The sequence below is a fragment of the Lacrimispora xylanolytica genome, assembly GCF_026723765.1.
Taxonomy (GTDB): Bacteria; Bacillota; Clostridia; order Lachnospirales; family Lachnospiraceae; genus Lacrimispora; species Lacrimispora xylanolytica.
Genome location: NZ_CP113524.1, coordinates 2275352 through 2297266, shown reverse-complemented (window position 1 = coordinate 2297266; position 21915 = coordinate 2275352). Strand labels below are relative to the sequence as shown.

Genomic DNA, 21915 nt, shown 5'->3' with positions numbered 1-21915 from the left:
TTCATAAGCAAGAGCACGAATGTAATATCTAGACACTTCCACGGCTGTGCGCAGCGAATCATTATCTTGTCTGTTTATCCAGAACTTAATCACTTTGTGGGCTCACCAGCCAACTCTGTTTGTTCTGGCCAATCATTATTATTACACTTTGTTCGACAAATCCAGTTTTTTAATCGTGCTTGGGCTAGCCCATTGTTATAGGAATAAGGTCTTATGTGGTTATACCATACAAACACATATCGGTTGACGCCCTCACCCGAACTAGCCTCATCCCATACACTACTAAGCCCATGATGTATAATGAACGCATTTGATATTTGTATATACTACTTTTCTCCTGTAGATTAAATAAGATCAATATAACATTACTCTATTACTCCATTTTGTATATAATTCATAGACACCTCCTTCCACATTATCAATGCCGTCAATTAGTATGATGTGCTGTTTCTTTGCACTCAAAAGTTTTTTCATCTTATTCTTTTTCATTTAATATTAACATGGCTAATAATCTATTCCTTCAATTGGCATACGACTCTCTGGCTTAATTATTGGAGCTATTCTATCAAGAAAAATGCTCCTTAACTTTTCTGCCGATTCATGTAATAACACACAATTCTTTTGAACATATTCAGCAAAGCCGTCCTTTTCAGCACCTTTTATCTTTTCAAATTCTGTTAACGAAGCCAAAATAAGTTCATGATCTACTGATTCCTCATATTGTTCCAAAGCTGATATCCCAGCCCCAATTGCCGCTTCCTCCCTAATATAAGTCGATGGATGTTCCTGGTCCTCACCATCATTTTCCCATTTGTCTCTAAGAATAAAATACACACCATGCATAGCCAAAAAAGGTATTTTGAGAAAATTAGCATTATTATCTAAATGTATATCTATCTTTTTTTCTTTAAACATTGAAAGCGCTTCCATGACAATTCTAGTAGCAGCAAATGTATCAGCATCCAATTCCATTGCCTGTATATCGAGGTAATATTTAAGTACCTTTATTTTGTCAGATTTTATTTTTTTGATCTCGGCATCTTTTTTGCTTGCGACTTCTTTATAATATTTTGTGTGACCACCATATACGTGTGAAAATTCATGAGCAACAATAAATTTAACAGCATACATAGATAAAAATTCTGCTAAGTTATTTCTAATCGGGTCATCAGATATATACATACTATTAAAAATAATCTCTCCAGGATTAGTGGGATTACATAGTATGATTTTTTTTTCTGTGCATTTGTGTTGTGCTGTAATCCCTGAAAGATTTAATATAGGCGAGTTATTGTTTACTAAATCATAAAATAAGCTATAAACTGTTAATATGAGTTGCACATTAATAGTGATACTATCAGTCTTCGCTTCGAATCCACTGGCTTGGAATTCATCCACCCAGGAATATTCTAAACTTAGTTCTCTTTTGCCTTTTTTATTATATTGATTATTTGAAGGCTGATAGGTTTGTAACAAACTACTGACATATTGTTCATAGAACTTAAGAGCCTCCATATTTTTTAGTCCACAATAATCAAATTGCTTTCCCATGCCTTTTTTCATCATATATTATCCTTTCTATTAACATTCCTATTCCATCCAATTTGTCGTCACTATCAGTGATACTTTTCCTGAAACAGTACAAAATTGCATACAAATAATGTCCCAATTACGCGCTCGATATCTGCATCCTCCAGTTCAACACTTTAAGTAATTGAGAGTATGTAAGAATTTCCAGGAAACGTATCTTTTGCGCATCTACATCAGAAAAAGTATCTAAAAAGCTGCCATGGGCAACTGCACCTCTTTGACCTGCTAAGAACTCTGCAATATTATTAAGATTAGCCGTCTGCAACGGACCTTTTAATCTAAATTCTGGTTGGTAAAAAATGTGTTCTATTGAACTATCCAGGGCGTTATGCAGAATCTTATATGCATTTACAATCTTTCTTTTTTGCCCAAACTGTGTCCCTAATTGTGATATGGGTCTTTCGCATTATTCAAAAAGTCCGTTTCTTCTTGTTCCAATCCTTCTCTTAGATACTCATCAACGTGGATAATCAAGGCATCTTTAACGGATTGGACGATTGAAATATCATCGCTTTCTTCAACAAAAATACATTCAACATTCCAAAGAGTAATATGCCCAGTATCGCTCATAGAAAATCTCCTATTCCTTGCTATACTTGTGGATTATCAGATTGTTCTGACCATTTTTAAATATTATAGATCAAGATTGTTTTCTCTTGCAAACTTAAATTTCAACGTCACATTATTGTTATAAATAGATTTGATTAAAATGATGCAATTTAAGACTAATTCCTACATTTTACATTTTGATGCTTCTATTATATCAAATTATTGTATGAAAATATAGTTTCAAGTAAATAAATTACTATTGTACCCGTGTAAATAGCAGGTCGTAAAAAATAATAAGTCAATAATTCAGTATAGTTTCTTAAATTGCAAAAATCTCTCGAGTCACAATATACTCTGAGTATATAGCTTGAGAGATTTTATATTTATATTTTGATTTATAAAACTGGTACCGATTCCATTCCTAAAGTTGACACCATTTAATTATTTTCATATTTTTACATCAATATAATCTTATAATAAAGATCAATTCTTTCGTCCCCCAAATATTGATTTAGGGTATTATAATATCTTAAGTTACGTAATTCTAAGTTTCTTTAATTTATAAATTTCACTTTCGTTTGGACTTGTGTCAATATTGTAGACACAAAAAGTTTAACTTCTCTCTCTGAGAATCAGGCAGCCTCATGAGCCGCCTGAGGAGTCATATAATTAATTGCACTATGAATCCTTTTTCGATTGTACCAAGATTCAATATATTCAAATACTGCTCTCCGGGCCGTATTAAAATCAGGGTATCTTTGGTGATTTATTTCTTCCTTTTTTAATAAAGAATGAAAGGATTCTATACAAGCATTATCATATGGATTTCCTCTCCGACTGAAATGGAGGATAACTCCTTCTGTTGACTTTACATTTATGCAGGCATTCTCTACGGCCTTCACAGCCAATTCTGCTGTCATAGAAGTATCATAGGCATATCCAATGATTTTTTTGCTGTGTAGATCCCCATTACTGATGCAAGATAAGTCCACCCATCTTTAACAGTAAAAATATAAGTGATATCGGTACACCACTTTTGATTAATTCCTGTTGTACTGAAATCACGATTCAGAATGTTTTCTTTTTCATCAGAAACGCTTTTTTCTGAATGATAACGAAATTTCTTTACAACGATGGATCGGATTTTCATATCTTTCATGTAACGCTGGATACGTTTTAAACTGACTTTTTCCCCTTTGCTAAGTAACACCTTATGGATTTTAGGGGCTCCATAACGGGCTTTGCTCTCCAGCCAAATCTTTTTGATTTTGACTTTTAGTCTGTCAGCAGCGACTTTCCGATTTGATGGTACACGAACAAGAGCCTTATAATAAGTACTTCTAGGGAAGCGTAAGGCTTTGCATATAAGTTTTACGGTATAGATTGATTTGTATCTGTCGATGAATGTAACGATTTCTTCTATCGTTTTCTTGCGAATATGGCGGTAGCTTTTTTTAATATTTCATTCTCCATTTCAAGTTCAGCAATACGTTTTTTCATGTTTTCGTATTCCTTAGAAGTAACTTCTTCCTTTTCAGATACCTTGATTGGGGATAGCTCTTTAATCCATTTATAAATCGTTACGTTTGAGACACCATACTCGCGACTGAGGTAGCTGACAGAACTACCAGCTTGATACAAATCTACTAATTGCTTTTTAAATTCATCCGTATATCGAATACCGTTTTGGGACATTGTTTAACACACACCTTTCTTATTGGTATTTTATCGTGTTAAACTTTTCGTGTCCATACTTATATACTAACACCAGTTAGCCTCAGATTTAAAATCATTAATCTGGAATTCTTGGTTCATTCAATTTAAGATTTCGAAGGTCATTAGCCAGTTTCTCTGCCATTCGTTCTCTTCGGTTGAGGATATCTTTAATTATAGGACCATAACAAAGCCATAAAAGAAAGACCAAAAGGTAGGATATACCATATATAACCACAATGCTTATAAACTGTCTATTAACTTCGTTTCCCAAACACTTATCTAAAATCATCATACTTACTGGTATAAATACAACTGCTGCAAATGTACTGATAGGGCGTATAGAAGTTAAAAAGTTGCTTTCCCTTTGAGCTTCCGTATCACACCATTCAATAATCGTATCTATCTGCCGAGTGCTATAATAGTAATGATCATGTCTTTTCAAAATTTTCTTTAACTCTTCAAGATGATATGTTTTAAAGTTCTTGATTTTTTCCTTCATATCTTTATGATATAATTTGTTATTCAGCCATGTTAAAAAGCAAACGAGTATAACCACCACTCCCAAACTTACTAAAAACCCTTTTGTGTTATCCTGAAATATAAATATTAAAATAATATATGCTATTAAACATAGCAACATTGATATCATAATAATCTTTTCGCCTTTCTTTAGGCGTAAAAAAAAGTGTTTATTATTAAAAATCTTTTCATCATAAATATTTAGTAATTCTTCCATCAACATATGCAATTCTCCTTTGTATATTATAATACCATTTTATGGAAGTTTAAGGGAGATTCAATATAAAAATTTTCTCTAAGTCAACGTTTAGGAGTAAGAAACACTACCAAATGAATCAGGGCTCGTAAAAATAGTTTTGTTGCTTTTATCTGCGATACCACTCATGCATAATTCATTATCACAATAAAAAACGACAAAACTCAGATATTTCGAAATGTCGTTTTCGGGGTTTTGCCGTTTTCCAAATATTTGCCACAAAACCATCCCTGCCTAGTCTTTATAAGGATTTCAAGACTTCCGGAGTTTTGTCGGAAAATTTTCGGTTTTGTTTTTAACCATTAGATCTCTATTCAGATTCTATGCGCTTCTGCTAAATGATCCAGGCCTCTATACTTATTCTTTGAATATAGAGGCCTGGATTGAAATATATGAATTGATTATATTGAAAATTATTCAAAGAGATTTTTTAATTTATCTCCTTTGATATCATAAGGACTCCAGTCTATTATAGCAAATTTACCGTTTGTATGCTCATCCACTCTATTAATCCATTCTACCTCATTGCTTGCTTTGGCAGCTAACATTTGATTCGATGTCTTTGTTTGATAAATGGAAGAATTGATTATCCACCACTTAGTTGCAATGTTAGCACGTTTCAAATCTTCTTCCAATCTTAAAGCTTCATAAACCGGAGTTGCTTCAGCTAATGTAACAATAATTACTTCGGTTTCATTATCGTTACGTAATTTAGGAAGAAGTTTTTTTACTGATTCTGGAATATCACCCTGAGATCGCTCTATTTCCCGATGATAGTTTTGTGTAGAATCCAGAAGTAATAAGGTGTGCCCAGTTGGTGCAGTGTCAATGACAACAATCTCTTTTTCCGCCTTTTCAACTATTTGAGCAAAAGCACGAAAAACTGCAATTTCTTGAGTGCAAGGTGAACGTAGATCCTCCTCAACATAGGCTATGTCCTCATCAGTCAATGTCTCTCTTGCTTTGTCAAGAACTTCCTCCTGGTACTTTTTTAGCTCCGCATGCTCATCAATATGACTCATTGTTATTTTCTGGTTTTCGTCTATAACCAGTTTAAGATGAGCTGCTGGGTCAGTTGTTGCAAGGTGTACTTTTTCTCCTTTTTCTGCTAAGCCCATAGCAATTGCCGCAGCAATTGTAGTTTTTCCTACACCTCCTTTGCCCATTGTGAATATAACTCTTTTATGGTTTTGATATAGGTCATTCACAATATCTGCTAGCCGTGCTATACTCTCCGCTCTCACGATTTCATTAGATGGTATATAATTATCTGACGTAAGAAATGCTCTAACATTATCTATTCCAGTTATATTATAAGCTCTTAGAGGAATTTGATAAAAATTTAACTGTTTAAATGTTTCCGATATCTCCTCTAATGCATTTTTTTGCTTATAAAATAAGCTTTCAGAAATGTAATCATCAAAAGTACTAATCAGACCATTGATTATTAAAAGCTGATTATTTACGCCAATATCAGCAAGTTCTTTCGATGCACGCTCTGCCTCTTTTAGCGGAGATGATTCTGGTCGAGTAACAAGTAATAATGTAGTTAATTTATTATTGGAAAGAGTCTCTACTGCCTTTTTATAGATCTCCTTTTTACTTTCCAATCCAGAAAGCTGACCAAGACAGGAGGCTCCATGAGTGCTTTCACTAATAAAGTTACTCCATGCCGAAGGCAATTGTAGCATTCTTAGCGTATGCCCTGTAGGAGCGGTGTCAAATATTACGTAATCATAATCTTCCTGGATTGTTTCATTGGCAATAAAATTAGTAAATTCATTAAATGCCGCAATTTCAACCGTACAAGAACCTGAAAGCTGCTCCTCCATATTATTGATTACAGCCTCTGGTAGCTTTCCACGATAGGGAGCAATGACACTCTCTCTGTATTCAGCCGCAGCCTGAATTGGATCTAAATTTGCCACAAAAAGATTCGGCACATCTTTGATGGCAACACCTTTGCTAGTAAGTTCGGCATTAAATACATCCTGCAAATTTGAAGCGGGATCAGTACTTATTAAAAGCACCTTTTTTCCGCTATCTGCAAGATTGACAGCGGTAGCACAGGCAGTAGATGTTTTTCCTACGCCACCCTTTCCTGTGAAAAACAGATATTTGGTAAGCGCAATTAATTGCGGATTGAAAATCTCCACTATAAAACCTCCAGTTATAACCAAGAATAAGATACATATCTATTTTAATTAACAACAATTTCCCCCTGAACATCCGCAGCTACCTGAAGTTTTTGAACTTCCTCCCAATATATTAGCCGGAATACCAAGCATACTTGAAAACTCATCATTAGTCGGATATCTTCCAGCTATTACTATTTGCCCGTTCAATATAATAATTGGTAATTCATCTACCCCATTCACATTAATAAATTCGTTCACCGTTTTATTTTTAATAAACTCTTGGGGTGAATTTGAAAGATTAAACCGTTCAATTACAATCCCCCTTTTTTTGAGCGTATTCAAGATAGTCGAAATCCTAAGAAGCTCTGGATCCACCCCCACTCCACATAATCCGGTTGAGCAGCACATTGCAGGTTCAAAAATTTGCATCTTGTTCATGATATTACCTCCAATTCAATTCAATAGTTATACTTATATAAATTGAGTTCGCATCAATTTATATAAAAAAGTGTTTTTCCTCACTGCAATATTACTTTGTAACACCTATAAGCCATTTGACAGGCGTTCTTTTAACTCTAATATGTTGTGTTCAATTTGATTTATTATCTTAAAAAATTCTTCATCGTTTTTTTCGGACGGATCTTCTAAGCCCCAATCTTCCCTTAATTTGCAAGGTAGAGCTGGGCACTTTACGTTGCATCCCATCGTAATGACTACATCGGGATTTGGAATGTCTTCTAACAACTTGATTTTCTGTGTTTCCTCCATATCAATATCGTACTTTTGCTTTATTAAACGTACTGCATCTTGATTGATACGGTCCTTTAACTCGATTCCTGCGGAATAGCTTTCAAATACATCACTAGCAAAATGCTTTCCTAATGCTTCTGCCATCTGACTTCGGCAGGAATTATGTACGCATATAAAGGCTACCTTTGGCTTATTAACTGTATGATTTAAACTCATGCGTTTTCTCCTTAATACATCAAATTTGTTTAAAGTATTTTTTCTTAAAAACAAAGGCTAGATTCACTAGACCAATCATGACCGGCACCTCAATTAAAGGTCCAATAACAGCCGCGAATGCCTGATCGGATGCAATTCCAAATACTGCTACGGTAACTGCAATTGCAAGTTCAAAGTTATTGCTTGCTGCTGTAAAAGCCAAAGTAACTGTCTGTTCGTAATTTACTCCCTGCTTATATGACATATAGAAACTAACCAGGAACATGATTGTAAAATAAACTAAGAGAGGAATTGCGATTCTAACAACATGAAACGGCAATTCGACAATGTACTGCCCCTTAAGAACAAACATCACCATAATGGTATATAACAGTGCAATTAAGGCAAGTGGTGATATTTTAGGAAGAAACCTCGTTTCATACCATTCTTTGCTCTTGATTTTTAACAACCCAAATCTGGTGAGGAAACCCAACGCGAAAGGAATTCCTAAGTAAATTAAGACACTTTTCGCCACATCCAAGATTGAGAAATCAACTACCTGGCCACCCCAGGACAAACCGAGCCATTTTGGTAATAACGTGACAAACAGGTAAATATATACGGAATAAAAAAATATTTGGAAAATAGAATTTAATGCGACTAAAGCTGCACAGTATTCATTATCACCTTTTGCAAGTGTGTTCCAGACAATTACCATAGCAATGCAACGAGCCAAACCAATGACGATTAAACCAATTGCGTAATTTGGCATATCCGGTAGAAGTAATACGGCAAGAGCAAACATGAGCAACGGACCAACAATCCAATTTTGAACTAAAGAAAGAACCAGAACCTTTTTATTTTTTGCCACCTTTCCTAATTCTTCGTATTTTATTTTAGCTAGAGGAGGAAACATCATAATGATTAAGCCGATTGCGATTGGCCATGAAATAGTGCCACTACTCATCCCTTCCAATATTTCTCCTAACTGGGGAAACATAAATCCTACTAAGACCCCAACTCCCATGGTAATAAAAATCCATAGTGTTAGGAACTGATCCAGAAAGGATAATCTCCCCTTATTTTCTTTACTCATAGTATTCCTCCTGCTTTAAGCTACACTTATAAATATTATAATCCATATCAAAACAGCCTTAGTGCGAATTGCTTTGGCAAGAACAAAGATTTTTTGCTCTTACAGCTAAGCTATTCTTATAATCTTGTTGATAACTTGGAATCTCTTTTAAATTCACCTGCAAATAGATCCAAAGCTCCTTGTTCTTTTCTATAAAAAAGTCACTTAGTTGATAATAGGTCCACTGTGCTTTTTTATAACTGACTAAAATACCGCTACTTTTAAGTGCCGATAAATGTCTGGATGCGTTTGACTGTGTCATATTAAGAATAGCTTCTATTTCACAGACGCACATATCCCGTTCCATAAGCAAAGCAAGTATTCTTAGTCTGCTTTCTTCTGACAGCGCTTTAAATAGTTCTACCATTATTTATCTCCTCCTTGTTAATGTTTATATGCACATATAGGAATATACTATGCATAGTTAAACATTATGTTACAATTCTTTTGACTTACTGTAATATATATTATTGGCACGTATTAATCTCTTTTTTATTTTTGCATATACAAGCTTCTGAAGGTGTGGTAATACCTTCCCAAAACTCTTTTACTGCTTCTGTAAGATTTGAATTGTTGCGATAATGCATCCAGGAACCTTCTTTTCTCGATATAACAAGACCAGACTCAGTCAATATTTTCATATGATAAGATAGGGTAGGCTGTGTAATTTGAAATGATTCTAAAATGTCACAAGCACATAGTTCACCACATGATAACATTTCTACAATCTTTAACCGCGTATCGTCTCCCAACGCTTTGAATACAGCAACATATTCATTATTTTTTTCCATTTTTTCTCTCCTGTGTATGTGAATTCATATTTGATATTTTCATTTAGTTATGATTAATATAGCATATAGATATATATCAATATAGCGAACATATAGATATTTGTCAATATGTTTTTTGCTCTCCGTTTTGCCCTATCATCACATTTTTATAATATAAAAACGACAAAACTATACTAATTTGTTTTGTCGTTTTTAGGGTTCTGTCGTTTTCTGTATATCTGTGACAAAAACCTCCCAGGCCAGTATTAATAAGGGATCCCTGACTTTCGGAGTCTTCTATTGGTTCTTCTCTACTAATAAATCTCCTGCAGGAGCGTTCTTTTCTGTGCATATATAAATGTGATCTATTTCCATGTAGTCAACTCCCTTAATTCTATATTATAAAAATAATATTAACTCTGTTAACGCGTTCTTTTTATAAAATAATTAGTTTTAATCATTAGTTCTTGAAAGGATCAACATAATCTCCTTTATCTTCTCATAAATATTCAATGTTCTTATATTTGCTGAAGGTTCTTTACAATTGCTATTTATATATGAGCAATAATCCATTTTATCATAGATCATATTTATTTTACTAAACTCAACTAAATCATACCGAAAATTATAATCTTGTACATTCTTCAGATATTCTATATGTTCCTCCAGTATTTTAAAATATCTGTAGCAAAGGGGCGTTATAAGATCTATGTCATCTAGTTGAAACGCCTGGTAGTCAGCTTTAAAAATTTTACCCTCCCAATAATACTCTAATGCGCAAGTTGAGATTTTTTTAAAATGTTTCAACAATACAATTTTAATAGATTTTAGCGTAATTGCCGTCCCTGTACTATCATCTATCAATAAAATATTTGTACTCTCTGGATAGTGATGACTCAACAAATGAACCTGGTCAAGTAAGGATAATTCGCAATAATGAGTATTATCATATTTTGAAAACCTAACATATTCATACCCTGCTAAACCGGAACCTTTATTCATCATATTGGTATACTTTTGCATAGATATATAAAATGGTGGTATTAATGCAGCTCCCTGTAAAGGTGATATAATAATGTCGTGTTCTCCAATATAATCACATAATGCAAAATATGTAACAAACATAATAAGTATATTGTCCATCTCTGAATATTCACGGATATTGGAAATACTAAGTTCCTTCATATCCATTATAATACTATCAATTAAACCAAGAGATAAGGGTGGAAATTGATTCAATTCCTCATCAAAAATAATTCGAGTTATGTAGTCAGTCAAATCTATCAGGTATTCTTTAAGTTCCTTATAATAAACATCATCCAAATTCGTATAAGAGAATATAACACCAACTAATTTTGCTATACATGACAACATATATTCCGTAAGTGAGAATATTATATATCTTTTATTATCATACGATAATTCTAAACTTAAAATTATTGGCGCATCTATAACTATATTTTTTATTAAGTCTGTTGTCTCGCTTATATCCGTGGAATAATAAGTGTGATTTCTGTTGCAGTAAAACGGTTTTTTTAAACTGAAATATTTCTCTAAAATCAGAAAATATTGGTTATACTCTTCTTCGAACTTATCTGCTTCAATATACACCTCCCCTGCAAAACCGAACTTATATTTGGATAATATAGTTTTATTTAAGAATGGTTTTATTGTTTCATATAGGTCATTCAAACTAATACCTCACAAGTTATTATTTTTTTCAAATAAGTACTTAATTTCTATTTATATCAGTCATAGGTTCTTCATCGTACAAGCATTTTGTAATTTTGGCATCTGAAAACTCAGAAAAGATAAACTCTCTATCCTCTTCAGGTATACTTTTAAGTACTGGTCGCTCTGTAATTAAATTATTATTCATTTCGTCATTTTCTTCCATTATGAGATTCAGCTGATTATGGGTAAGCGTCTTCCATTTTGATTCAATTGAGTTGATATATTGCAGCATTCCCATAACTGTATTAAAAATAGGACTCTCCCACTACTTACAAATGTATATAAGCAGAAAAGTCCTATATTACGCTAATATAACTAATTCGTATTCCCAGTGGTTGTATCTTTGTCTTGGAACACAACCCAAAGCGGAAATTCTTTGATTACATTGAAGTTATTATCCCGATATGAAAATCCAAAATAAATAGGTTCATTTGATATACTATTAAAGTCTTCAGTAAAAAACGGAATATAGCTAACACGGCCATCCTGTAAATCTACCATATAATCCCCTACGACTGTATCAGCAGTACTAACTGTAGAAGTAATTAAGGTTGCATTTGTATCTGTTGTTACGATATCAAAAAAATGATACCTGTTTTCACTATTTATTGTAGGCTTCTCAATAACAATTGCTGGTGTGGTCTGACCACTAATTGTTATATCCTTTCCCCCAATAAACCCCGGAACAATTATCTGATAATTAGTATCTCCCCAGTTAACAGTCTGCTCTTGAGCAGCACTTGCGGGTAAAATCATAATACAAGCAAGTAAAACTGTTGTTAAAATGACTTTTAATAATTTTTTCATATAAATACCCCTCCTTTTTAAATATAGTATCATGATTTTTCTATAAATTCAATAATTTTCCAATTGCAAACTACTGTTTTTTAGGCTAAAACCGACAAAAATAGAACGTTATATTTAAATGTGGCTAGAATATTGTCAATAGATACGAATTTGAATATATAAGCGGCTTCTTACGTTCCCATATTGCCATAGAAAGGATAATATATTAATTATGTGTTCGGTTCTCCTTGTGCCCAATATTTAAATAATGCACATAATATTCTTTTAAATTATCACCATATGCAGCTTCTAAATCTTTGTTATTATCTCTATATGTTTTTACATCAAAATTACTTGACCCTCTTCTCCCCTCAGCCATACCATAATTAACGAAGTGCTCCAGTAAGTCCTGGCCACCATTTCCTATAGATGCTTGTAAGTCCGGATTATTATTATAATAGTAGACTGTTTCAAAAATGAGACTATAATCTTCTATTTTTAGAGTGGGTTCGGTCTTTTTCTCAGAAGTTGTAGTTGTACTTGACCCAACTGACTGCTTTGAAGACTTTGTTGTAGATGTTCCATTACCATTTTCATAGGGACATACGCCGTTTGGATGTAAATGTGCCTCATAACCATGATGATAATGATAGCTACCTAAACCACTTTTGTTCTTATAATCATGATGGCCCCCCTGGGAGTCTGTTCTTCCTGAATGCGCCTCAGAAACTATAACACCTCCAGAATAGCCTGTCTCCATGGATCCAATGATTAATATTGCTGCAACAAATAAAATTCCTCTTTTCATCTTCTTTGAAACAAATTTGAAACTCTTGTTTGATACTTTCTTCCTCATATACATTTCCCCCATATTTATCCATTTTATAACATCATAACATATGGTTTTTCATATTACAAACAATGAATAAAATATTCAAGTTTCACATCTGTTAATTTAACAAAAGAGGATGTAAAAAGAAAAAAGGAAACGCACTGCCTATCGATCAGTGCGTTTCCTTTCAAGTATCACGATTAAACTTCTATTCATTAAATACCTGGCCCAAACTCTCCTTGCTGATCCGGTTCATTCTGCTGCTCCGGGGTATCTATTGGTTCTGTCTCTTCTTTTGTTTCCTTTTTATCTTTGTTTTTCTTCTTATCATTTTTCTTTGAATTAGGATCGTCAATCTTTGCTCCCGGGCCAATCAAGCTGCCATCCTGGTTGGTAGGGGCTTCTGTGCTCTCTACTTTTGTCTCTGCCGAAGTCGTTTCTTTTACATTTTCTTCGGTGGTTTCCGGTGTAGTTTCAGCTGTGGTCTCAACGACTGCTTCCGTCTGCTGAGGAGCTGTTTCTTTTGTGGAGGAAGACTTTTTCTTCTTTCCACCGGAGCCGCTGCTTGAAGGAGCATTCTGACCTGGTTGGGTCAGGCCGCTTTCCTTGGCGATTTTACCGCTGATATTCTTCACTGTTAAGGACGGACTATAATCGGTGACTCCATAAAGAACCTGCTGAAGCTGTATTACGTTGCTTTCCAGAGTAGTTGCAATGACACAGTCCATTTTCCCCATCTTCATAGCAGTTCTTGAAAATGGGAAGCCAGTGGTTTCTCCAATGTGATATTTGTTAATTCCTTTGGCAATAGAGAGAACGTCATTTACCCCAATGCTGGTGGATACCTGTGGGAATACAGCAGCTACTAAGGAACTACGGGTTGCCAAATCAGCATTCTTGGCTTTCTCCATGGCCAGATTTACAACCTTACGCTGGCGTTCGGTTCTGTTATAGTCGGTATCCATAAGGCGAAGTCTGGCATAGGCAACTGCTTGTACCCCATCCAGGTGATTCATGCCGGCACGCTTTAATTGATGGGAACCAACACCTGTAGAATTTACGGTTTCGGTGATGAAACCATTTATGTAAGCAAACTCAGAATCTGTAATTTCAAGGTCAATGCCGCCTAAAATATTGATGGCATCGGCAACGGATTTCCAGTTAAATGTGGCATAATCATCAATGCTTAGATCCAGGTTTTCGTTTAAGGCTTCTATTGCCTGCTTATGGCCGCCTTTAAAGTAGGCTTCGTTAATCTTATGATACGTTCCCTTGCTGTTGATTTTCAAATAAGTATCCCGGTAAACGGATACCAGTTTAATTTCTCCCGTAGCTTTATTGATGTTACAAAGCATAATAACATCGGATAAAGCTCCTTTATCCAGCTTACCGTCTCTGGAGTCTACTCCGAAAACGGCTATGGTCCAAAATCCTTTTTGGTGGGTTCTTTGCTTAAACATAAAGAATCCGGCCAATAAAATAAGTATCAGGACAGCAATTTCTATCAATACAATACGTTTTTTATGCTTTCGCTTTTTCTTCTTTTGATTGTTGCGTTTCGGACTGCTTGAGGCACCGGTATATCGGGCTCTGGGATTTCTCCCATCTCCATCGCTGTAATATACTCTATCCCCTTTAGCAGCTTGCTGAGGGTGCTTTTTTGGTGCCGGCCGTCCAGTTTCACTTCGGCTGCCGGTACCATTCTTATGACGTTTGCGGGCTCGCATTCGGTCTAATTCATCTTCATAATCCATGATTGAAATATCAATCCTTTCCCAATTTGTCTTAGGCAGACTTCATTTCATTTTAACAGAAAAACATTAGTAAGTCCTTGCTTTTCTCTTAATTTTATCAGTCGATCAATTTTCTGATATAAGGCCAATTTGCGCTCATTTTTGTTACGGTCACATTATCTACCAAAGCGCTTGATTCGTGTATAACAGTCATATTTCCGTCGCTTTCCCAGCAAAGAAACATAACGACATGCCCCTCATCTCCTGTTTTCAGGATGATGTCTCCAGGCTGTAAATCCTCTCTTTTTATGGGTGTACCAAGAGAAGCCAGCCCTGATGTACTCTCGGAGGATAGGCGCTTTTGAATGGCAGACCAATAAATCCAGCTGATCCATCCGGAGCAGTCCAGTCCTTTCAACGTTCTGCCCTTTTCATCAGGTTCTGCCAGTGCACCGAAATTGTTTCTCTCATAGCCGGCGCAGGCAGGTTTACCGCCCCAGTAATAAGGCACTCTCCCAACGGAAGATAACGCGTAATAAATCAGTTTTGTCCTGCTTTGAGAAAGTGTATCCGGAAGCCGGTCCATATAGTTTTGTATCTCTTCGTAAGATAGAGGATTTGAAATAAATGTTGGTGTAAGTGTAAGCCCATAAGCCTCTGCCCAATCCTGTTCTGCAAGGCTTGCCGCATATTTTTTCGTTTCCTCCGTCCAGCCTGGCCACTGTATGGAATCATTTTTCTCAGAACCCAGAGTATCCAGAGAAAATAATCCCTTTTTAGAATCAGAAAGTCCGGTAATTACCGCCTTGATATGAAGGTCCACGTGTCCGGGGCATGGGTTTTGTTTCGGAGCTTCGGTTTCTTCTATGGTTTCTGCTTCTGTGGAGGCGGTTTCTTTTTCTTTTAAGGCAAAACCCGGTCCAATCTCCTTTGATGCTTCTGTTTCCTCTTCTGCTTCGGAAACAGCAGGTTGAGCTTCTGAGGGGGTTGCAGGAACAGTTTCTGGAAGGGGAACTGTATTGCCTTCCAGAGAGCCATCACAGTAATAGATATCACTGATGGAGTATTGAACGGTATGAGAGCTTTCCCACAGCTGGTTTGCATAGCTTAAAAAAGCGTCGTAATCATTTGGCGCTGCATAGTAAAAATATGTATTGGCCAGGGACATAATCTCCTGGATATTTGACTGGGGAGAAATCTGTTTTCCAGCTTCATTATAAAAAGAAATATTTACTTTTTGAAAGGATAATCCTTTTAAGGGAGCATCCGGTATATTTAACTTTTTAGCCACCTTTTCAGGACTTTCGTCTCCGACCTGATAAATAGAGGCCAGCCAGGCTGAGTCTTTCCTAGACAGAGTTTCTGCAGCTTCTTCACCCAGACTTTTTTCCTGGGAATCTCCCTCTCCATAAAGAAAGGCCAGATTAAATGCAGTCAGAGATGGAGCATAGGGGGCCGGTGTTTCTGGCTGCTCCTCTTCTGCATCTGAACGAGCTTTTTCATCGTTTGTATTAACTTTTGGCAATGCACTTGCCATAAGTTCTGTAGTATCAATCATTGGTTTGTCGTATGCGGAAATATAAGATTGGGAGTATTTGCAGAGAAGACCTCCCAAAAGAGCCATAATCATGGCTGCTGACATCTGTATTTTAACGGTTTTACCTAGTTTCATCTGCTATCATTCCTGTTGTTTTCTTCTAAAATAGAACTATAGCATAAGAGGACCGTAAAATACAGAGAAAAAGATTTAAGAGTTTATTAAGATAGAATGGAATTAACCAACGGCAGCTTCTTTTGATAAAATCAGGGCGTCAATGGCAAGTGCCACACCATCTTCCTCATTGGTTCTTGTTATAAGTCTTGCGCTGCGCTTTACGGCATCAGAAGCATTTCCCATTGCAACGGTGTAACCGATGGGAAGACTTAACATGGACAAGTCATTTTCACTGTCTCCAAGAGCAAGAATCTCCCGTGGGTGGACTTTTGATTTTACGGCATACTCCATGAGTGCAGAGCCTTTTTGTGCCAGTTCATGAGTCAGTTCCAGATTGGTGGATGCGGAGGAGGCAATTGAAATACCGTCTTCTTTCTTAAGCTGCCTGCGGATCTGATCCAGGACCTGAGGATCTTCATGGATCACCGAAATTTTGAAGATATCTGTCTCTCCATTTAAGAGAAAATCTTCTGTAATAAATTTAAAACGACTTTCTATGGTCTCATAGGTCAACTCATCGGCTACCATGGAAAGAAATACTCTGCTTTCAAAGCTTTTTTTCAGTTTCTCCCGGCTGGTTGTGGTACAGCTTCCTGATTCAGTCATGAAATCAAAAAGCGGGAAATAAGGGCGGCAGATATCAAGAATCATTGCAACCTGGCTGTTTAACAAGGGCTGTTTTCTAAGTCTCTCCCCCATTTTATTAAATGCTGCAGCACCATTCATGCAGATAATATCGCATTGAATTCCTGCCTCCTTAAGCGGAGCATAAGCATCCTCGTAATGTCTGCCTGTACAGACTACAAAGCCAATATTTTTTTCTTCCAGTGCTTTAATCGCATTGACATTCCATTGTGATACCTTTCCAAATCGGTTTAAAAGTGTTCCATCCATATCAGATGCTACTAATCGTATCATAAGTTGTTCCTTTCTTCATTTTATATTGTGTAAGGATAAGTAGATCTTATGGGGAAAAATGTCCCTTTATACATATCCTATGATTCATTATAAGGATTTCTTGTAATATAAAAAAGATACTTTTCGTAAAATAGATGTAAATCATGGTATTGACTCACAAACGATGAAAGGATATAATAAACTAAATTTATAAGGAGGATAAATTTCTAATAGCAAAGCTAAGCGCCATGCACCTGATGGTACGAACGTGAACGTTTTTTCAGAAAAACGGTACCAAAGGTTAACGAGGTGAAGGGTTATCGAATATTCGGCGGATGCCCTTCCATGCCCTCCGGGCGTGTGATCCAACGTGAAATATGCAGGTAACTGCAAAACAAACATGCTGGAACCGGAGACTTACAAATGAATAAAAGAAAAAAGCTGCCATAAAATGAGGAAACAGACAGCCTGTTTTTTGTCTGCGGTTTTTTATGAATGCTGTAATCAATTGAAAATATAAGGAGATTATAAAATATGTGTGGAATTATTGGATATACAGGACCTTTGGACTCTAAGAAAATATTGCTTGAGGGACTTTCCCAGCTGGAATACCGTGGCTATGACAGCGCTGGAGTTGCTCTTTGTATGGAAAACTCTCATATTCGTGTCATTCGTCATACTGGAAAGGTATCAAATTTAAAAGAAGGCTGCAAGGACATTACAGAAGTATCCCACTGCGGTCTTGGACATACAAGATGGGCAACCCACGGCGGCGTAACTACGGAAAATGCACATCCTCACAGAGCTGGGCGTGTTACCCTGGTTCATAATGGAATTATTGAAAATTATCATCAGCTTACTACAGAATTTCATCTGGAAGATAAGCTTCATTCAGAAACCGACACAGAGGTTGCTGCCTGGGTGTTGGATCACATTTATCAGGGAGATCCCATTGAAGCCATTGCAAAGCTTGTTGGCCATTTAAAAGGCTCTTACAGCTTCTGTATGATGTTTGAGGATCATCCTGGTGAAATATATGCAATCCGTAACGTAAGCCCACTGGTGGCCGCTTACACCCGTTCCGGTTCATTCCTGGCATCGGATCTGACTGCTCTGATTCCTTACACCAGACAGTATTTCGTAGTGCCTGAGAATCATATTGTAAAGCTTACCTCTTATCAGACACAGCTGTTTGATTTGGACCAGAAGGAACAGGAGCCAGAGCTTCTGGAAGTAAACTGGAATACAGAATCAGCTATGAAGAATGGTTTCCCACATTTTATGCTGAAAGAAATTCATGAACAGCCAGATGCTTTAAAGAACACAATTCTTCCACGTCTGGTCAAGGGGCTTCCCGATTTTACGGATGACCAGATTCCGGATGACGTATTAAAGAACTGCAATCAGATCCACGTTGTTGCCTGTGGTACGGCAATGCATGCAGGAATGGCAGCCAGAGCCCTTATAGAACCATTGTTAAGAATACCTGTATCCGTTTCCATTGCCTCAGAATTTCGTTATGAAGAGCCATTGGTTGATGATAAGACCCTGGTAATCATCATATCCCAGTCAGGAGAGACCATTGATACATTGGCTGCTCTTCGCCTTGCAAAACATTATGGTTCCAAAACGCTTTCTGTCGTAAATGTTAAAGGCTCTACCATTGCAAGAGAAAGTGATTATGTTTTATACACCCATGCAGGCCCTGAAATTGCAGTAGCAAGCACCAAAGCCTATTCCGTACAATTAGCGGCTCTCTACATGATTGGCTGCCGTATGGCCTATGTACGTGAGTGCTACAGCAAGGATGAAGCCAGAGACTTTATGAAAGAGCTTTTAGATGCCATTCCAGCTATGGAAGCGATGCTTGAGAAGAAGGAATTAGTGAAGGATCTGGTAAGCCACCTCATCCAGAAACCTGACGCATTCTTCATTGGGCGTGGGCTTGACTACGCATTCTCCCTGGAAGGCGCTTTAAAATTAAAGGAAATTTCTTATATCCATGCAGAAGCATATGCTGCCGGAGAATTAAAGCATGGTACCATAGCGCTCATTACTGATCAGGTTCCTGTGATTGCAATTGCCACACAGGAAAAGGTGTTTTCTAAGACCATCTCTAACATCAGAGAGGTTAAGGCCAGAGGTGCATTTGTAATTTTGCTGACCAAAGAAAATGCCCAGATAGAAAAAGGTGTATCTGATATTCAGATCAACATTCCTGATATCAATGACAGCTTTACTGTATTCCCCATCGCAGTTATTTTACAGCTGATTGCTTACTACGCATCTGTTGGTAAAAACCTGGATGTGGATCAGCCTAGAAATCTGGCGAAGTCAGTAACCGTAGAATAAGCTATATTAAATAGGATTATATAAAAAACGGACATTTCCATGAAATCAAGAAATGTCCGTTTTAATATATTATGATAGCCTGCTCATCTTTTCTTCTATAAAGCACTTAATGACCTTCACAGCTCCATCAACCCCAACAGAGCTTCTGTCGACGCAGAGATCATAGCTTCTTACATCTCCCCATTTCTTATTGGAATAATAATTGTAATAGCTGGAGCGCTGCTTATCTGTTTTTACCATTAAATCTTTGGCCTTAGCATCATCAATCTGGTATAGCTCTTTTAAGGATTTGATTTTATCTTCGTCTTTTGCAGATATAAAAACGGATATCAAATTGGGATAATCGGAAAGTGCATAATCTGCACATCTTCCAACGATTATACAAGGCTCCTTCATGGCAAGCTCTTTGATGGTTTCAAACTGTGCCAGAAACAGTTTATGGTTAATTGGCATATCCATATAACCGGAGGTTGTAAAACCCAAAGAATAGGTATCCATTACCAGGGAATACAAAAAGCTGCTGGTGGGCTTTTCATCGTGAGATTCAAACAGTTCCTCACTAAGTCCGCTGTTTTTCGATGCAAGTGCAAGAAGCTCTTTGTCATAACATTTAATTCCTAATTCTTCTGCCAGTTTCTGACCAATGATCTTTCCGGAACTTCCGCATTGTCTTCCAATTGTAATTACCGGATGTTTACTCATATCGATCACTCCTTCCAGTTATCTGATGGTAATATTATACATCAAAATATCTGAAAAATCTATATTTATTCTAACATTTAACAGTTTTCTATGCAAAAAAACCACTTAGACAATCATCTAAGTGGTTCGTAATTTTCTTAATAAATCCTCAAAATATTCAGGAAGGGGCGCGGTAAACTCCATATATTCCCCACTTCTGGGATGTATGATGCCAAGCACTCCTGCATGGAGTGTCTGTCCGGTTAGGCGAAATGGTGACTTAGCGGGACCGTAAACAGAATCTCCTAACAGAGGATGATTAATGCTTGCCATATGAACCCTGATCTGATGAGTCCGACCTGTCTCCAGCTGGCATTCCACATAGGTAAATTGCCGGTATCGCTCTAAAACCCGGTAATGGGTCACGGCTTCTCTTCCATTTTTTTCGTTGATGCTCATCTTCTTGCGGTCTACCGGATGACGGCCTATTGGGGCATTTACAGTGCCTTCATCCTCTTTCAGAACTCCATGGACCACGGCATAGTATTTCCTCGTAATGGAGTGTTCCTTTAACTGTTCTGCTATGGAGTTATGGGCCATATCATTCTTGCAGACAATGAGCACCCCCGTGGTGTCCATATCAATCCTATGAACGATTCCAGGGCGCATTACTCCGTTAATACCAGATAAGTCATCCCGGCAATGGGCCATTAAACCGTTGACCAGAGTTCCGCTGTAATGGCCTGCCGCTGGGTGTACTACCATACCCTTAGGCTTATTGATGAGGATAATATCTTTATCCTCATAGATAATTTCCAGCGGCATGTCCTCTGCTTCAATCTCAGGCTCTATGGCTTCTGGAATGCATATCAGGATATAATCGTTTGGGCATACCTTATAGTTGCTTTTGACTGTCTTCTGGTTTACTAATACAGCTTCATCCTTTAACAGCTTTTGCAAATAAGAGCGGGATACCTCACTGCATCGGTCGGATAAATACCGGTCAATCCGAATCCCTGCTTCCTCAGCTGTTACGGTAAATTCCAGATTCAATGTTAAACCTCCTTCTTTCCAAGGTTCAGGCATGATAAATCCTCTTCCTTATAGTAAAAAAAGAAGAGAATGATAAAAAAGAACATGGAAATGGTAACATAACAGTCTGCAACATTAAAAATTGGAAAGTCAATCAGCCTGAAATAAAGGAAGTCTACCACATAGCCCCTGGTAAACCGGTCTATCATGTTTCCTACTGCTCCTGCTGATAAAAACATAGCAATGACATGAAGAGGCAGATATTTTTTCGTGGCTGGCATACGAATAACTGAAAAAACAGCTACTGATAATACAGCTATGGCAACAAACAGGAAAAAAATCTGCTTTCCCTGAAGCATACCAAAGGCTGCTCCACGGTTCTCAGAATATAATAATTCAAAGACTCCGGTCCAGATATTATAAGCACTCTGATCCATAAGATGCTTTACCGCCAGGAGCTTGGTCCACTGGTCTAACCCGATTGCCGCAAAAAAGCCGATGATTAGTCCAATGATTAGTTTTGTCTTCTGATTCAT

20 protein-coding genes and 1 pseudogene are annotated in these 21915 nt (G+C 36.8%); 1 reads left to right on the top strand and 20 read right to left on the bottom strand.

The features are described 5' to 3' along the window. Positions 1–504: 504 nt before the first annotated feature. The 17 genes and pseudogenes from OW255_RS10855 to OW255_RS10775 all read right to left on the bottom strand — a co-directional run bounded on the left by OW255_RS10855 (position 505) and on the right by OW255_RS10775 (position 17335). Positions 505–1566 carry a hypothetical protein gene (locus OW255_RS10855; protein WP_268114109.1) on the bottom strand — a complete coding sequence of 354 codons (1062 nt, stop codon included), beginning with the start codon at positions 1564–1566 and terminating at the stop codon, positions 505–507. Positions 1567–1971: 405 nt separating this feature from the next. After that, positions 1972–2160: a hypothetical protein gene (locus OW255_RS10850; RefSeq protein WP_268114108.1), complete on the bottom strand. Its 189-nt coding sequence runs from the start codon at positions 2158–2160 to the stop codon at positions 1972–1974. Positions 2161–2771: 611 nt separating this feature from the next. Further along, positions 2772–3834 (bottom strand): annotated as a pseudogene (locus OW255_RS10845) (IS3 family transposase). A gap of 97 nt (positions 3835–3931) precedes the next feature. Continuing rightward, positions 3932–4597 (bottom strand): hypothetical protein, encoded by a 666-nt coding sequence (locus OW255_RS10840; RefSeq protein WP_268114107.1) that lies wholly within the window; start codon positions 4595–4597, stop codon positions 3932–3934. 446 nt (positions 4598–5043) lie between these two features. Beyond that, the gene (gene arsA, locus OW255_RS10835) at positions 5044–6786 is read right to left on the bottom strand and encodes an arsenical pump-driving ATPase (RefSeq protein ID WP_024835897.1); all 1743 of its coding nucleotides are present in this window, start codon (positions 6784–6786) and stop codon (positions 5044–5046) included. Positions 6787–6834: 48 nt separating this feature from the next. Then, entirely contained in the window at positions 6835–7206 is a 372-nt protein-coding gene (arsD, locus tag OW255_RS10830) for an arsenite efflux transporter metallochaperone ArsD (RefSeq protein WP_024835898.1), read from the bottom strand. Positions 7207–7311: 105 nt separating this feature from the next. Beyond that, positions 7312–7734: an arsenate reductase ArsC gene (locus OW255_RS10825; RefSeq protein ID WP_268114106.1), complete on the bottom strand. Its 423-nt coding sequence runs from the start codon at positions 7732–7734 to the stop codon at positions 7312–7314. 19 nt (positions 7735–7753) lie between these two features. Continuing rightward, entirely contained in the window at positions 7754–8809 is a 1056-nt protein-coding gene (gene arsB / locus OW255_RS10820; protein WP_268114105.1) for an ACR3 family arsenite efflux transporter, read from the bottom strand. Positions 8810–8867: 58 nt separating this feature from the next. Further along, positions 8868–9215, bottom strand: a complete 348-nt coding sequence (locus OW255_RS10815; RefSeq protein ID WP_268114104.1) for an ArsR/SmtB family transcription factor — start codon at positions 9213–9215, stop codon at positions 8868–8870. Positions 9216–9315: 100 nt separating this feature from the next. Next, positions 9316–9639 carry an ArsR/SmtB family transcription factor gene (locus tag OW255_RS10810; RefSeq protein WP_268114103.1) on the bottom strand — a complete coding sequence of 108 codons (324 nt, stop codon included), beginning with the start codon at positions 9637–9639 and terminating at the stop codon, positions 9316–9318. A gap of 432 nt (positions 9640–10071) precedes the next feature. After that, a complete protein-coding gene (locus tag OW255_RS10805) occupies positions 10072–11310 on the bottom strand; it encodes a hypothetical protein (RefSeq protein ID WP_268114102.1) in 1239 nt (412 codons plus the stop codon). A gap of 40 nt (positions 11311–11350) precedes the next feature. Then, entirely contained in the window at positions 11351–11515 is a 165-nt protein-coding gene (locus OW255_RS10800) for a hypothetical protein (RefSeq protein ID WP_268114101.1), read from the bottom strand. A gap of 152 nt (positions 11516–11667) precedes the next feature. Further along, positions 11668–12159, bottom strand: a complete 492-nt coding sequence (locus tag OW255_RS10795) for a hypothetical protein (RefSeq protein ID WP_024835903.1) — start codon at positions 12157–12159, stop codon at positions 11668–11670. A 205-nt stretch (positions 12160–12364) separates the two neighbouring features. Further along, positions 12365–12994 carry a YHYH domain-containing protein gene (locus OW255_RS10790; protein WP_268114100.1) on the bottom strand — a complete coding sequence of 210 codons (630 nt, stop codon included), beginning with the start codon at positions 12992–12994 and terminating at the stop codon, positions 12365–12367. Positions 12995–13185: 191 nt separating this feature from the next. Then, positions 13186–14724 (bottom strand): LCP family protein, encoded by a 1539-nt coding sequence (locus OW255_RS10785; protein ID WP_268114099.1) that lies wholly within the window; start codon positions 14722–14724, stop codon positions 13186–13188. 97 nt (positions 14725–14821) lie between these two features. Next, complete coding sequence (locus OW255_RS10780; RefSeq protein WP_268114098.1) at positions 14822–16375, bottom strand: C40 family peptidase; 1554 nt, start codon at positions 16373–16375, stop codon at positions 14822–14824. 102 nt (positions 16376–16477) lie between these two features. Beyond that, a complete protein-coding gene (locus OW255_RS10775) occupies positions 16478–17335 on the bottom strand; it encodes a Cof-type HAD-IIB family hydrolase (protein ID WP_268114097.1) in 858 nt (285 codons plus the stop codon). Between the two features lie 513 nt (positions 17336–17848). On the opposite strand from OW255_RS10775, the gene glmS reads away from it, so the two are divergent. Next, on the top strand, positions 17849–19666 hold the full coding sequence (gene glmS, locus OW255_RS10770; protein ID WP_268114096.1) for a glutamine--fructose-6-phosphate transaminase (isomerizing): 1818 nt from the start codon (positions 17849–17851) through the stop codon (positions 19664–19666). A gap of 69 nt (positions 19667–19735) precedes the next feature. Here glmS and OW255_RS10765 read toward each other — a convergent pair whose 3' ends face one another. From OW255_RS10765 to lspA, 3 genes are all read right to left on the bottom strand, one after another. Next, positions 19736–20368, bottom strand: coding sequence for a cytidylate kinase-like family protein (locus tag OW255_RS10765; RefSeq protein ID WP_024835909.1), 633 nt, complete (start codon positions 20366–20368; stop codon positions 19736–19738). 117 nt (positions 20369–20485) lie between these two features. Beyond that, positions 20486–21400: an RluA family pseudouridine synthase gene (locus tag OW255_RS10760; RefSeq protein ID WP_035317600.1), complete on the bottom strand. Its 915-nt coding sequence runs from the start codon at positions 21398–21400 to the stop codon at positions 20486–20488. A 2-nt stretch (positions 21401–21402) separates the two neighbouring features. Continuing rightward, positions 21403–21915 carry a signal peptidase II gene (gene lspA, locus OW255_RS10755; RefSeq protein WP_024835911.1) on the bottom strand — a complete coding sequence of 171 codons (513 nt, stop codon included), beginning with the start codon at positions 21913–21915 and terminating at the stop codon, positions 21403–21405.

What these genes read in the sequence shown, in the direction of transcription:
- OW255_RS10855 (WP_268114109.1), bottom strand. Translation starts at nt 1,566, where the DNA reads ATGATGAAAAAAGGCATGGGAAAGCAATTTGATTATTGTGGACTAAAA.
- OW255_RS10850 (WP_268114108.1), bottom strand. Translation starts at nt 2,160, where the DNA reads ATGAGCGATACTGGGCATATTACTCTTTGGAATGTTGAATGTATTTTT.
- OW255_RS10840 (WP_268114107.1), bottom strand. Translation starts at nt 4,597, where the DNA reads ATGTTGATGGAAGAATTACTAAATATTTATGATGAAAAGATTTTTAAT.
- arsD (WP_024835898.1), bottom strand. Translation starts at nt 7,206, where the DNA reads ATGAACAAGATGCAAATTTTTGAACCTGCAATGTGCTGCTCAACCGGA.
- OW255_RS10825 (WP_268114106.1), bottom strand. Translation starts at nt 7,734, where the DNA reads ATGAGTTTAAATCATACAGTTAATAAGCCAAAGGTAGCCTTTATATGC.
- arsB (WP_268114105.1), bottom strand. Translation starts at nt 8,809, where the DNA reads ATGAGTAAAGAAAATAAGGGGAGATTATCCTTTCTGGATCAGTTCCTA.
- OW255_RS10815 (WP_268114104.1), bottom strand. Translation starts at nt 9,215, where the DNA reads ATGGTAGAACTATTTAAAGCGCTGTCAGAAGAAAGCAGACTAAGAATA.
- OW255_RS10810 (WP_268114103.1), bottom strand. Translation starts at nt 9,639, where the DNA reads ATGGAAAAAAATAATGAATATGTTGCTGTATTCAAAGCGTTGGGAGAC.
- OW255_RS10800 (WP_268114101.1), bottom strand. Translation starts at nt 11,515, where the DNA reads ATGGAAGAAAATGACGAAATGAATAATAATTTAATTACAGAGCGACCA.
- OW255_RS10795 (WP_024835903.1), bottom strand. Translation starts at nt 12,159, where the DNA reads ATGAAAAAATTATTAAAAGTCATTTTAACAACAGTTTTACTTGCTTGT.
- OW255_RS10790 (WP_268114100.1), bottom strand. Translation starts at nt 12,994, where the DNA reads ATGAGGAAGAAAGTATCAAACAAGAGTTTCAAATTTGTTTCAAAGAAG.
- OW255_RS10785 (WP_268114099.1), bottom strand. Translation starts at nt 14,724, where the DNA reads ATGGATTATGAAGATGAATTAGACCGAATGCGAGCCCGCAAACGTCAT.
- OW255_RS10780 (WP_268114098.1), bottom strand. Translation starts at nt 16,375, where the DNA reads ATGAAACTAGGTAAAACCGTTAAAATACAGATGTCAGCAGCCATGATT.
- OW255_RS10775 (WP_268114097.1), bottom strand. Translation starts at nt 17,335, where the DNA reads ATGATACGATTAGTAGCATCTGATATGGATGGAACACTTTTAAACCGA.
- glmS (WP_268114096.1), top strand. Translation starts at nt 17,849, where the DNA reads ATGTGTGGAATTATTGGATATACAGGACCTTTGGACTCTAAGAAAATA.
- OW255_RS10765 (WP_024835909.1), bottom strand. Translation starts at nt 20,368, where the DNA reads ATGAGTAAACATCCGGTAATTACAATTGGAAGACAATGCGGAAGTTCC.
- lspA (WP_024835911.1), bottom strand. Translation starts at nt 21,915, where the DNA reads ATGAATCAGAAGACAAAACTAATCATTGGACTAATCATCGGCTTTTTT.